We start from the raw sequence: 12,415 nt of genomic DNA on the forward strand, positions 1-12,415 counted from the left end.
GTGATGACGAAGAAGAAATACAAGGACTACGAATCGGCGATCCAACGCCTGGAGGAAATCACCGGGTTGCTTGAATCGGGCGATACGAAACTCGAAGAAGCCATCGAACTGTACACCGAAGGGCTTGAAATCGCGCAGTTCTGCGACCGAAAGCTGGCCGAGGCGGAAAAGAAGATCAAGATCATAACGGACAAGAACGGCGTGCCGACCGAAGGGGATTTCGAATCGGACGAGGAAGAGGAAACGCCGTGATGCCAACAGCGGTCGTCAACGGGCCGGGCTATCTGCAGGCAGGACAGCGCCTGGTTGATTCGCTGCTCAAGTCGTATACCCCATCGGACGATATTGAGCCGAAGTCGCTTCATGCGGCGATGCGGTACTCGCTTCTCGCGGGCGGCAAACGGCTCCGACCGATCCTGGCTTTGGCGACATATGAATACTGTGGTGGCAGCACGGCACAAGATTCCGGGCGGATACACTCGGCGATGGCTGCCATCGAAATGGTCCATACCTACTCACTGATCCACGATGACCTTCCCTGCATGGATGATGACGACCTTCGCCGGGGCATCCCCACCTGCCATAAGAAGTTCGGCGAAGCGCTGGCGGTTCTGGCCGGCGATGCACTCCATGACGTGGCATTCCGACTGATGGCCCAGACCGGTTCGATCCCCGCGGTCATAGAGTTGGCGGAGGCGGTCGGTACATCGGGGATGCTCGGCGGCCAGGTGGCGGATATTGAAGCCGAAGGGAAACCGGTCACCAAGTCTGATGTTATCAAGATCCATACCCGCAAGACGGGTGCGCTGATCCGGTCTTCCGTGAGAATAGGGGCTATCCTGACGGACGCCGATGAAAAAAAGCTCGCCCTGCTGACCGCGTATGGGGAACGAATCGGGCTGGCGTTTCAGATCATTGATGATATTCTTGATATTCAGGGAGACCAGCGAAAACTGGGCAAGAAAGTCGGCTCTGATTGTAAGAACCAAAAGGCAACCTACCCGAGTGCAGTAGGTATCGAAGAAGCGCGTCGGGATGCCGAGCAACTGATTGATGAGGCGCTGGCGCTGGTGGATGGCGGCGATGATAACATGCTGAAATTTCTGGCCCGGTTCATCGGCCAACGGGAACGCTGAACGTAATCGTATAGACTGATGATGAAGTACCTTCCGAATATTCAAGACCCCTCCGATCTCAAGAAACTATCGGTGGAGGAACTGACCGAACTGGCAGAGGAGATCCGCCAGCAAATCGTCTCCACAGTTTCGGAGACCGGCGGGCACCTGGCCTCTAATTTGGGGGCGGTCGAACTGACCGTGGCGCTTCATTACGTCTTCGATTTCCTCAAGGACCGGCTGGTGTGGGATGTTAGTCATCAGACCTACGCGCATAAGATGCTCACCGGCCGGCGGGAACAGATCCATACGATCCGTCAATACGGGGGGTTGGCCGGGTATGCCAAGCGGGCTGAATCCGAGTATGATCACTTCGGGGCCGGACATGCTTCGACCTCGATATCCGCAGCGCTCGGATTTGCAGTAGCGCGCGATCTGGCCGGAGAAGAATACAAAGTCGTTGCGGTGATCGGCGACGGCGCCATGACGGGCGGGTTGGCATTCGAAGGAATGAACAACGCCGGTTCACTCAAGAAGAACCTGCTGGTGATTCTTAATGACAACACGTGGTCGATCTCCAAAAATGTCGGCTCCATTTCCAAGTATCTCACCGGCATCATGGCCGATGAGAAGTTCCAGAAACTGCGGGCCGAGGTATGGGAGTTGACCGGCCGATTCAAACGGCGGGACCGTATCCGCGAGACAATCCGAAGCATAGAGAATTCCATCAAAGGGTTGTTGGTGCCGGGGATGTTGTTCGAGAAGCTCGGGTTTCGGTATTTTGGCCCTATTGATGGTCACGACCTGCCGCTGGTGGTCCGGACGCTCGAGGACCTCAGCCATATTAACGGTCCGGTGCTCCTTCACGTGGCGACCAAGAAGGGTAAGGGATACACCCCTGCCGAGGAAGATGCCTTCAAGTATCACGGCATCGGGAAATTCGACAAAGTCACGGGTAAAGCGGCCTCATCGGCGAGCCAGCTCCCCTCCTACACGCAGGTGTTCGGCAGCACGATGCTCGAACTGGCGGAGAAAAACCCGCGCGTGGTCGCGATCACTGCCGCCATGTGCTCCGGTACCGGTCTGGTCGAGTTTTCGGAAAAATATCCGGAACGGTTCTTCGATGTCGGTATCGCCGAGGCACACGCCACCTGTTTCTCGGCCGGACTTGTGGCGAGCGGGCAGGTGCGACCGTATGTGGCGATCTACTCGACCTTTCTGCAGCGTGCCTATGATCAGTTGATTCACGACCTCGCCATCCAGAAGCTTCCTGCCGTGCTCTGTATGGACCGGGCCGGTCTGGTGGGGGACGATGGGCCTACGCATCACGGCGTTTTCGATCTGGCGTATCTCTCTACGATCCCGAATGTCACGGTCGTGGCGCCGAAAGACGGGAATGAACTTCGCGCGGTCATGCACCATACGCTCGAACATCAGGTCGATGGGATTGTCGCCGTCCGGTATCCGCGCGACACCGTTCCCACGCCTATTACACCTGAAATTGCGCAACTGGAATGGGGGAGGTGGGAGTGGCTGACACCCCAGTCCGAAGCCATCATTCTGGCGGTAGGTACCATGGTGCATAATGCCCTCAGAGCAGCGAAGGCTCTTTCGGAGCGGGGGATTGAAGTGGCGGTTGTGAATGCGCGGTTCGTCAAGCCGTTCGACCATAATATGCTGGCTGCAATCCGGGCGAACGGACGGCTGATTGTCACTGTCGAAGAAGCTTCTTTGCGGGGAGGATTCGGCCAGGCGGTGGCGGAGTATCTGTTGTCCGACGGTTACGATGGTCGTTTCAAGGCGCTCGGTATCGGCGATCGGTTCATTACACACGGTAACCGGGCGCAGTTGCTTCGTGAAGTCGGTCTGGATGCCGATGGGATCGCGGCCACGCTCGAAGAGTTTTTCTCCGACCAGGCGCGGGGCGAAGGAAATCTGTTCCAGCGTCTGGTCCTTCGCCGTAACGGCGCTGCCAAAAAGCGCGACTTGCTCAAGAACGCCGGCTGATACGTCTTCGCCTTTCCTGCAGAGTTCGTTTTTAAGTTGCAGGCACCTGCCTTACGCACATAGCTTCACCCATCAAATATGGACCACCCAACATGGAGTTACGTGATGCGTGTACGATACCTTAGTATAAGTGTTGTCCTGATGTTGGCACTGGCTGTTTCAACCAGCGGTCAGTCCGGTACTGACATCGAAACGGTCGGCAAAATCATGGATTCGGCCATTGCGGTCGAGGCACCGGTCTATGCGCCAAAGACATTTGACAAGGCCAAACGAGAATTCGACCAGGCTAAGCAGGCACAGAATCTCAAGCGGGGTCAGAAAGTTATCGACGGGTACGCCGGCAAGGCGCGCGAGTTCGCGGAGAATGCGCTTAAGACAACCGAAGTCGTCAAGTTATCTTTGAAAGAGTATCAATCACCTCGCGACAAAGCACGCGCCGCTCGGGCGCCATCGCTGGTGCCGGCTCTATATGACAAAGCCGAGCAGCAGTTCACGCAAGCAACTGCCAAAGTCGAGAGTGGGGATGTCAAGGGAGCCCTCAAAGAAGCGGACAAGGCATCGCCACTGTTCGATACAGCCGAGTTCGAGGCGATTCGCGTCGATATTCTCGGTGGCGCCGATATGGCAATTGCCAAGGCGGTCGCCGACGATGCGCCCAAGTATGCGCTTTCTACGCTGGACAAAGCGCGCACCGCGCGCGAGAAGGCTGATGGGATACTCGTCGCGGACCGCTACGCTCGCGAGAAAGCGTCGATCGAGGCGGCGCGAGCCGAGTTCGAGGGGCGCCATGCCTCCAATATTGCGCAATCAGTCCGATCCCTTCCGCGCAACGATCAGGCATGGGAAAAGCTCATGCTCCTCTATGAGATACAAATGAGCCGCGTGGGCGAAGCCCTCGGTATCGCGCAGCTCCCATACGACATTGGTGCCCTGGCCGCGGCCGACACCCTTATCGCTGCCGCCCAGCGCGGCCAGGCATCGAGCAAATCGACCGAAGGGAAGTTGAGCACGCAGCTTGACGAGATTACGAGCGCATACGATGCGCTGACAACCTCACTTCAGGGGACGGTGCGAAAACTCGATGGTCCTGAGTCGGGTGATGCCGCCGTCCTGGCCAAAACAATCGACAGCGCCGTCACGGCCATGGTGGCTGAAAGGGGACGGCTGGCAGAACAAATTGCTGCTGAACAAGGGAAAATGAGCGAACTCACCGAGGCACACAAAGAGGTTTCTGCCGAGCTTGAAGCACGGCAGAAACAGGAAGAGATACTGAATCAGGCCAAGATGATGCTGAACCCTACTGAGGGGGAAGTGCTTCTGAACGCCACCAACGATATGGTGCTACGGCTCTCCGGCCTGTCATTCGCTGTCGGCAAGAGTGAGATCACCGAGGAGCATCTCCCACTTTTGGAGAAAGTGAAGGAGATCGTCGCGCTGTTCCCGGACCGCCAGATTATCGTTGAGGGACACACCGACGACAAGGGGGAACAGATGGGGAATCAGCAGTTGTCCGAAAAGCGCGCGATGGCGGTGATGCAGTATTTGAGACAGGCGCTCACTATCGGTGCCGACCGGATCAAAGCGATCGGTTATGGTTCGGAAAAACCGATCGCATCGAACATCTCAGCCGAAGGTCGCGCTAAGAACCGTCGTATTGACATAGTGATACTTCAATAATGCTCGGCCCGGATCAAAGATATTTCTGAAGTTCGGGATATTGGCTGATTCGTTGCCTTGTTACAGCGCTGTCCAGCCCGCGCCGAAGCGCTTCCTGATAACAAACAGCCGCATCCTTGAATTCTCTGTTGCGGGCCATATCGTCACCTATGGTCACGAAGTATTCTTTCGGGGTGGCCGCCGCGGCCTGCAGCATAGTGAAGAAGACCCGAAAGGCCCCGGTGTCCCCTCGTGAGCGATAAACAGCCGTCAACCCCTGAATAGGAGGGAGCATCTTAGGGTCCAGGTGATGCGCTTCCAACAACAGTTGCTCCGACTTGGTCGTATCCCCTAAGTTGAAATACACGCGCGCCAGCTGGACCAGGATCTTGGGATTGTACGGGTTAAGGCCGTCGGCGATACGCAGCATGAGAAGGGCGCTGTCGCGCTGACCCATGCGGTTGAGACAGTATCCGATACTTGCCCAGGCGCCCGACCGGAGCGGGTTGAGTCTGATTACCTCTTCTGACAAGGCGATCCCCGTCTCGCAACTGTCTCTGAGGAGAAGGGTGTCGGTTTTGCTCATCAACTCTGCTTCCGGATAATCCTGTTGCATCAACGCCGCCTCTCGCAGGGCCTCGCTCAGTCTCCCTTCCAGGGCAAGTTGATCGGATAACACTGAGCGGATCGGCGCACTCTTGGCCTTATCCAGGGCGTAATAGGTTCGGACCTGTGTCACTGCGGTATCGAAATCCGCGATCACAATGGCGCGAGGGATGAGTGACAGTCCTCCCAGCGCGATCACCAGCGTTGCCGTTCTGTACCTGTAACGGCATCGACGTTGCGACGCGAGCAGTCCGATCGCGGATAGTGCCATGATCGGCACGCCCGGGAATGAAAACAGGTCCCAATCTCGCGGCATTCCCGGTTTGGGATCAAGCACAAATGCAGCGACCAGGGTTGGAACCGCCAGTAGCAGAAGGAAGCGAAACGGTGGCCGAGTCGCCCGTTGCCGCAAGTCGCTTCGATTGAATGCGACGAGCGCTACCAACAGGCCGGGCATCAAGGTAAGAATCAGGTTTCCGAAATCCAACAAATGGGCTGCCGAAAACAACGTGTACCCCTCGACCGTGAACAGGCTCGACCAGATCGGCACGAAGGCGAACCGGAAGTAGTACTCAGTACGATAGAGATATGTGAACAACAGGGCAGCGCCGGTAATGAGGACTAGCGCCGCCCCAGCTCGGAGCAGCCAGTTCCGATCCGCCAGAATTCTATGCATTTTCGTTTCCCGAAACAGGATATATGCCGCCGCTGGGATCAGCGTAAGTCCTAAAACGTGAAAGAACAGCGCAAGCACCAGCGGCAAAAGGATCAGCCACCGCCGAAGCTTCCCGATGGCGATCAACAAACCGGCCAACGTGAAAAGACAGATCGAAAGGCAAAACGAAGCATAGTTCTCCACATAGCCGAAGAACAGAAGCATGTAACCACCCGAGAGTATTCCGACAGCGAAAATCAGCCGATCTTTGTGCCGGTCAAACAGCGCGGAAGCAGAAAGAAAGGTCAACGACATAAACAGAAGCCCACTACCGATCGAGAGCAGTTGGTACGATAGAAGCGCGGCCCGTCTGGTATCGCCGCCGATCAGCGACTTCAGCCACACATGCGTCAACCCTTCGCCAATGCCACGCCCCTTGACCAACGGGGTCTCTGCCGATAATTCCGACAACAGCGTGTACCCGTCTCCGAGGAAGTAATAACGCGCACGCAGCAAGTAGAAAAGCGATCCAAGCACTACCACGGTCGCGAAGGCGAACACAAGATATGTCTTTGCTGAAATGTCCTTGTCGGTCATCTCGATCCCGACGGAACGAAACGTCAGAGTATGTCGAATAAGGAAGGGTATCAGCAGGCCGACCACCAATAAGACCAACCTTCCCCAAGCCGGTAAGAACGCCCAGTGTCCAATTCCCCACAACCTCAACTCGGGATAAAAGGAAGCAACGAAGAACAGTGCGAGTGTCGTCAGGTATGCATACATTGCACGGTTGTCGATCTGGACGAACGAGGATTTATCTGATGTCACCCGCTTCTCACTTGTGTAGTGATTTGGTGGTCGAGTATCAGAAGATCACGTTCAGTGACGGGTACTTTTCGGCGAATTGACGTACTTCGGCGGTATCCATGCCGCGACGCAAGGCCCGGCTGAGCGCTTCGGCAGCAGCCGGTATATCACCATTCTCAAGACAGACCTGACCAACCTCGCGCGAGATGTTGTAAGGGGCATCCCGCCGGAGGGAAGCCTCAGTCAGATACTGAAGAAACAGTTTCTTATCCCCCAGCACCTGGTACATCCGGGCAATATTAAACACAGGCGCGTAGCTGACCGTGTCGATCTGTGAGGAGCGCCCCCACGCCTTGCGGGCGCCGTCGAAATCGTTCAGAAACGAATAGGCCCGTCCCATCTCGTTGAGATATCCGGGATTGTACGGATTGAGCCCATCGGCGATCTTGATGCAGGTCAGCGCGCTGTCGAACCGATTTGCCCCGATGAAGTAGGTACAGAGAGATGCCCAGGCATCCGCGTACTGCGGATTCACGACTAATACATGGTCCAGAGTTGGTTTTGCTTCAGCGCATTTCCCCTGGCGACATAGCATGGACGCGGCTATCACCATGCGTTCCTCAGGATACAGTATCTCCCGTTGCTTTTCGATCTGGATGGTCCGGGTCGTATCGGCGCGCTCGTAGTAGTAGTTGCTCAACAAATACCAGGCGGTACGGCTCCGCTGCTTATCAATCGAGATATAATCGGTGAACTGCGCGATAGCCATGTCCGCCTGCACCTGCCCGATTACTCTCGGACCAAGGGAGAGAAATCCAAGGAACACGATCAGCACGGTCGCGCCGATAAGATTACGCCTGGACGATGCCAACAAGACGAGCAGGGCAAAGAGGACAATCGGTATTCCTGGAAGCGAGAACAGATCCCAGTCACGCGGCATGCCCAGCTTGGGGTCGAGTACGAACATCGTCCCCATCGTAACGGCAACTGTGATTAGTACGAACCGGATCTCAGCGTGGTGCAGGATTTTCCCTAAAGAAACCTCCGGTAGCAGGGAGAGCAGCACAAGCAGGCCGGGAAAGAGGAGCATCAGCAGATTGAGGTAGTCGATCAGGTGTCGCGCGGACAGCAGGGTGTACCCATCGATCGTGAAGCGGTTGGCAATAAATGGCACGAAGGCAAATCGGAAGAAATAGTCGGTCGTGTACAATTGTATGAAGATCGCGACGCCGATCACGCCGCAAATCACGATCACACCGGTTCGAGTTTGTCGGCTTATCTGTCCGATCGCCAGGCCCAACGATGTATCCTTCATGAGGAGGTAGGCGGCCGCCGGCAGCAGGGTCGCGCCGAGGCTGTGGAAAAACAGCGCCAGTGCCAATGGCAACAGGATCCACCACCGGGATATCCGGCCGCGAGTATGAAGCACTCCCGCAAGCAGGAACAGAGCGATCGAGAGCGTGAACAGCGAGTAATTCTCCGCGTAGCCGAAAAACAGAAGCGCCCATCCCCCGCCGGCCAGGCCAAGCGTAAACAGTACGCGCTTGAGATTCGAGGTGTAAAGGAATCGCGCCGTTATCGCTGATGCGGCCACGAATAACAAACCAGAGCCGATTGAGATCATCCGAAAACTGGAGAGTGCGGCGGCTTTGGGGTCTCCGCCCAGCAAGTCTTTCAGCCATACATGCACCATATGCTCTCCCAGATTGCGTCCTTTTGCGACTGGATTCTGGTCCGCCAGATTGGCCAACAGCGTGTACCCATCACCTAAAAAGTGTGTCCGATTTCGAAGCAGGATAAAACAGACTCCAAGCGCCACGAGAATCGACGCACTGATAAGCCAGTATTGCGAATCGGATCGGGAAGACTCCGCCGCCCGATCCGTTCTACCGACCACACGCATCGCAGCGTACAGACCAACCAGACCGCATGTCAGGAGAACGATCCTCGACCACAGCGGGGAATAGGCCCAAACGGCTATTCCCCAAAGGCGCTGGTCGGGGAGAAAAGATGCACCGGCAAACAGTGCCACGGTGCAGACGTACGCCACGATGCCTGTAGATACTGTCCGGCGGGGCGCGGGGTGTGTCATAGTACGTGAATCCGAAACACCAGTTGGATGCACCTGGCAGTTGGAAGATAAGAGCTTGGCACTAAGGCTCAAAGCGTTTTCCGATCCTTCTTGGGAACTGTCACACAAGGCGCTTGCCTTTGTCGGGACAAGTCCCTTATGTTGATCGCGACGAGGATATTATGCGATTCGGCCTGACAGCCAACCTTCATAGAATCGGCGCCCGTGAGGCAATCGACGCAGTAGTCGGTTGGGCGGACAAACATGGTCACGATCTGGTTCTCAGTGATTCCCTCAGGTCGGCGGCGCCGGAACGGTTCCGACTTTTCAAGCTAAGTCACTTGGCCGCACAGTCGGAGATCGTCATTTCAATGGGTGGCGACGGCACACTGCTGTCCACGGCACGGGCGGTCGGGGCATCGGGTAAACCGGTACTGGGTATCAATCTCGGATCACTTGGCTTTCTCACTCAGCAAACGCCGGAGGAACTGATCTCGAGTCTTGAAGCGGTTGTGGCCGGTAACTTCCAGATCGAAGAACGGATGCTGCTGAAAGCGGAGACAGATGGTCGATATCGCCTGACGGAACCATTCGCGCTAAACGACATAGTTCTGGACCGGGGACCTGGCAGTCGCATCCTGGATATCAACTTGCGGGTGAACGACGAGGATGTGGTCACATACAAGTCGGACGGTTTGATCATAGCCACACCGACCGGTTCCACCGCCTATGCGCTGGCCGTTGGCGGACCGATCATGCACCCAAAAATGGAGGCAATGATCGCGGCGCCGATCGCCGCGTTTTCTCTTACCACCCGCCCGATGATCTTCGATGGCGCTGATGTATTGCAGTTGTCGGTGCTCAACAGAAACGAAGAAGCGAACCTGACGCTCGATGGCCAGGTCGGCGTGGCTGTAAACGCGCGCGAGACGGTCACCATCAGGCGTGCGGATTTTCGCCTTAAGCTGATCACGTTTCCTGACCGTTCCTTCTATAAGTTGCTTCGCAACAAGCTGCACTGGGGCCGACCGGCCAACTACCACATTTGATAGTGGTTCAGCGTCTCGCAAAAACCCCTTGCGACCGACCGCCGTATCCGGTACTATTTCGACGCGACACGCGGGAGTAACTCAGGTGGTAGAGTCACAGCCTTCCAAGCTGTTGGTCGCGGGTTCGAGTCCCGTCTCCCGCTTTTATTGCGACCGGTTGGCATGAATATCCGTTACCTTGCTCCGCTCAGATATCACGCCCTAGCCACGCTGTGGGCGTTACTTCTCCTGTTCGCGAGTTGCATCGAGAGAAAACCGGAGCGCCTCACCAAGCGCGAATCGCCGGTTACAGGCGAACTGGCGTCCATGGTTCGGCAGCTTGAGGCCATGCCCGCCGACACACTGTTGTCGCAAGAAGTTCGCATTCGTCAGGAGATGGAGTTTCGCCGCACGATCTACCAGTTTCTCGCTCAGTCTCTGCTGGTCGAACCGGTCGACCTGTACCGTGCTTCATTGGTGCTTTATGAAACGAGTCGGCCGAGCGAGACAGAAACACTTTTGCTGGCTCATTTGCTCGCCATGGAGTCTGCACGGAAGGGATACGATGCTGCCAGGCATCTTGCGGCCGCCACCCTGGACCGCTATCTGGTGCGACAGGGACTTGCCCAAAAGTATGGTACGCAATGCGATAGGGATAGATTTGGGCGGTGGTTCATACCATTTTTCGACACTTTGACGGGCGATTCGGAACGCGCCATTTGGGGAGTACCACCGCTGGACAGCCTCAAACTGCTTGTTTCCATTAAGAACAAATAAAGGCTCGCTGGTGGGCGCTGGGTACCGTTGTTAGAGCTTGCCGGGATTTGACTTAGAGTATCAAAAATAGGCTTGACAGCCCGGAGGAGGGGGCATATTTTCAGGGTTCGCTCAAAGGAGAGGTCTGTCTCTTTTTGCGCGTTCTTGGCTTTTTGTTGATAATAAATGATTAACGGAAGCCCAGATAGCTCAGTTGGTAGAGCACATCCTTGGTAAGGATGAGGTCACCAGTTCGATCCTGGTTCTGGGCTTGTGTTGTGATAAGGGTGTGAAGGAAAGGCAGTCCGGCGATGGCAAAAGAGAAGTTCATACGGAAGAAGCCGCATGTGAATGTGGGGACGATAGGTCACGTGGATCATGGGAAGACGACGTTGACGGCGGCGATCACGATGGTGATGAACAAGTTGACGGGGAGTGCGATCCGGACGTTTGATTCGATAGATAATGCGCCGGAGGAGCGGGAGCGTGGGATCACGATAGCGACGGCGCACGTGGAGTACGAGTCGGGGAAGCGACATTATGCGCATGTGGACTGTCCGGGTCACGCTGATTACGTGAAGAACATGATCACGGGGGCGGCGCAGATGGACGGAGCGATCCTGGTGGTGAGTGCGGCGGATGGCCCGATGCCGCAGACGCGGGAGCACATTTTGCTGGCTCGTCAGGTGGGGGTGCCGTACATCATCGTGTTTTTGAACAAGGTGGACATGGTGGATGACCCGGAGTTGCTGGATCTGGTGGAGCTTGAGGTGAGGGATTTGTTGACGACGTACCAGTTCCCCGGGGATGATATACCGATCATACGTGGGTCGGCGTTGCAGGCGATGGTGGCGGGAGCGACGGGGACGTTCAATCCGCAGGATGCGGTGTTCAAGCCGATTTTGGATTTGGTGGAGGCGTGCGACACGTACATCCCGGAGCCGAAGCGAGAGATAGACAAGCCGTTTTTGATGCCGGTGGAGGATGTATTTTCGATCACGGGTCGTGGGACGGTGGGGACGGGTCGTGTGGAGCGTGGGGTGATCAAGCAGGGACAGGAGGTGGAGGTAGTGGGGATACGGGAGACGCGGAAGACGGTGGTGACGGGGGTGGAGATGTTCCGGAAGTTGTTGGATGAGGCGCAGGCGGGTGATAATGTGGGGTTGTTGCTGCGTGGGGTGGACAAGGATGATCTGGAGCGAGGGATGGTGTTGGCGGCGCCGGGGAGTATCACGCCGCACAAGAAGTTTAAGGCGGAGGTGTACGTGTTGACGAAAGAGGAGGGGGGTCGTCACACGCCGTTTTTCAACGGGTACCGGCCGCAGTTTTATTTTCGGACGACGGATGTGACGGGGGTGGTGCAGTTGCCGTCGGGGGTGGAGATGACGATGCCTGGGGACAATGTGACGATGGAGATCGAGTTGATCACGCCGATAGCGATGGAGAAGGAGCTGCGGTTCGCCATCCGTGAGGGTGGGCGGACCATCGGCGCCGGCGTCATCCACGAGATCCTGGAATAGACGAAAGAGCTAACAAGAAGGCGATACGACAGTGCCAAGAGACAGAATCACCCTGGCCTGCGGCGAGTGCAAACGTCGCAACTACGACACGACCAAGAACAAGCGGTTGCACCCGGAGCGGGTGGAGTTTCGCAAGTTCTGTCCGTTCTGCAACAAGCACACGGCGCACAAGGAGACCAGATAGTCGCAAACTG

General features: G+C 56.5%; 10 protein-coding genes and 2 tRNA genes. 10 read left to right on the plus strand and 2 right to left on the minus strand.

Features of this window, described 5'->3' with window-relative positions:
• The first annotated feature begins 3 nt into the window (after positions 1-3).
• The 4 genes from xseB (at position 4) to AB1644_00715 (ending at position 4,799) form a co-directional block, all read left to right on the plus strand.
• The gene (gene xseB / locus AB1644_00700) at positions 4-252 is read left to right on the plus strand and encodes an exodeoxyribonuclease VII small subunit (GenBank protein ID MEW6049577.1); all 249 of its coding nucleotides are present in this window, start codon (positions 4-6) and stop codon (positions 250-252) included.
• Positions 252-1,136, plus strand: a complete 885-nt coding sequence (locus AB1644_00705) for a polyprenyl synthetase family protein (GenBank protein ID MEW6049578.1) — start codon at positions 252-254, stop codon at positions 1,134-1,136. The genes xseB and AB1644_00705 overlap by 1 nt, the downstream gene beginning before the upstream one ends.
• A gap of 18 nt (positions 1,137-1,154) precedes the next feature.
• Positions 1,155-3,122, plus strand: coding sequence for a 1-deoxy-D-xylulose-5-phosphate synthase (gene dxs / locus AB1644_00710; protein MEW6049579.1), 1,968 nt, complete (start codon positions 1,155-1,157; stop codon positions 3,120-3,122).
• 105 nt (positions 3,123-3,227) lie between these two features.
• Positions 3,228-4,799: an OmpA family protein gene (locus AB1644_00715; protein ID MEW6049580.1), complete on the plus strand. Its 1,572-nt coding sequence runs from the start codon at positions 3,228-3,230 to the stop codon at positions 4,797-4,799.
• Positions 4,800-4,812: 13 nt separating this feature from the next.
• On the opposite strand, the gene AB1644_00720 is transcribed toward AB1644_00715, so the two are convergent.
• Positions 4,813-6,867: a hypothetical protein gene (locus AB1644_00720; protein ID MEW6049581.1), complete on the minus strand. Its 2,055-nt coding sequence runs from the start codon at positions 6,865-6,867 to the stop codon at positions 4,813-4,815.
• Positions 6,868-6,904: 37 nt separating this feature from the next.
• Positions 6,905-8,938, minus strand: coding sequence for a tetratricopeptide repeat protein (locus tag AB1644_00725; protein ID MEW6049582.1), 2,034 nt, complete (start codon positions 8,936-8,938; stop codon positions 6,905-6,907).
• A 161-nt stretch (positions 8,939-9,099) separates the two neighbouring features.
• On the opposite strand from AB1644_00725, the gene AB1644_00730 reads away from it, so the two are divergent.
• The 6 genes from AB1644_00730 (at position 9,100) to rpmG (ending at position 12,405) form a co-directional block, all read left to right on the plus strand.
• Entirely contained in the window at positions 9,100-9,966 is an 867-nt protein-coding gene (locus AB1644_00730) for an NAD(+)/NADH kinase (GenBank protein ID MEW6049583.1), read from the plus strand.
• A 70-nt stretch (positions 9,967-10,036) separates the two neighbouring features.
• A tRNA-Gly gene (locus tag AB1644_00735) sits at positions 10,037-10,109 on the plus strand.
• Positions 10,110-10,128: 19 nt separating this feature from the next.
• Positions 10,129-10,722, plus strand: a complete 594-nt coding sequence (locus AB1644_00740) for a hypothetical protein (GenBank protein ID MEW6049584.1) — start codon at positions 10,129-10,131, stop codon at positions 10,720-10,722.
• 178 nt (positions 10,723-10,900) lie between these two features.
• Positions 10,901-10,973: transfer RNA gene (locus AB1644_00745), tRNA-Thr, on the plus strand.
• 39 nt (positions 10,974-11,012) lie between these two features.
• On the plus strand, positions 11,013-12,221 hold the full coding sequence (gene tuf, locus AB1644_00750; protein ID MEW6049585.1) for an elongation factor Tu: 1,209 nt from the start codon (positions 11,013-11,015) through the stop codon (positions 12,219-12,221).
• Between the two features lie 31 nt (positions 12,222-12,252).
• Positions 12,253-12,405 (plus strand): 50S ribosomal protein L33, encoded by a 153-nt coding sequence (rpmG, locus tag AB1644_00755; GenBank protein ID MEW6049586.1) that lies wholly within the window; start codon positions 12,253-12,255, stop codon positions 12,403-12,405.
• The last annotated feature ends 10 nt before the right edge of the window (positions 12,406-12,415 follow it).

This window comes from Candidatus Zixiibacteriota bacterium, from assembly GCA_040753875.1.
Lineage (GTDB): Bacteria > Zixibacteria > MSB-5A5 > GN15 > FEB-12 > DATKJY01.

What these genes read in the sequence shown, in the direction of transcription:
- xseB (MEW6049577.1), top strand. Translation starts at nt 4, where the DNA reads ATGACGAAGAAGAAATACAAGGACTACGAATCGGCGATCCAACGCCTG.
- AB1644_00705 (MEW6049578.1), top strand. Translation starts at nt 252, where the DNA reads ATGCCAACAGCGGTCGTCAACGGGCCGGGCTATCTGCAGGCAGGACAG.
- dxs (MEW6049579.1), top strand. Translation starts at nt 1,155, where the DNA reads ATGATGAAGTACCTTCCGAATATTCAAGACCCCTCCGATCTCAAGAAA.
- AB1644_00715 (MEW6049580.1), top strand. Translation starts at nt 3,228, where the DNA reads ATGCGTGTACGATACCTTAGTATAAGTGTTGTCCTGATGTTGGCACTG.
- AB1644_00725 (MEW6049582.1), bottom strand. Translation starts at nt 8,938, where the DNA reads ATGACACACCCCGCGCCCCGCCGGACAGTATCTACAGGCATCGTGGCG.
- AB1644_00730 (MEW6049583.1), top strand. Translation starts at nt 9,100, where the DNA reads ATGCGATTCGGCCTGACAGCCAACCTTCATAGAATCGGCGCCCGTGAG.
- AB1644_00740 (MEW6049584.1), top strand. Translation starts at nt 10,129, where the DNA reads ATGAATATCCGTTACCTTGCTCCGCTCAGATATCACGCCCTAGCCACG.
- tuf (MEW6049585.1), top strand. Translation starts at nt 11,013, where the DNA reads ATGGCAAAAGAGAAGTTCATACGGAAGAAGCCGCATGTGAATGTGGGG.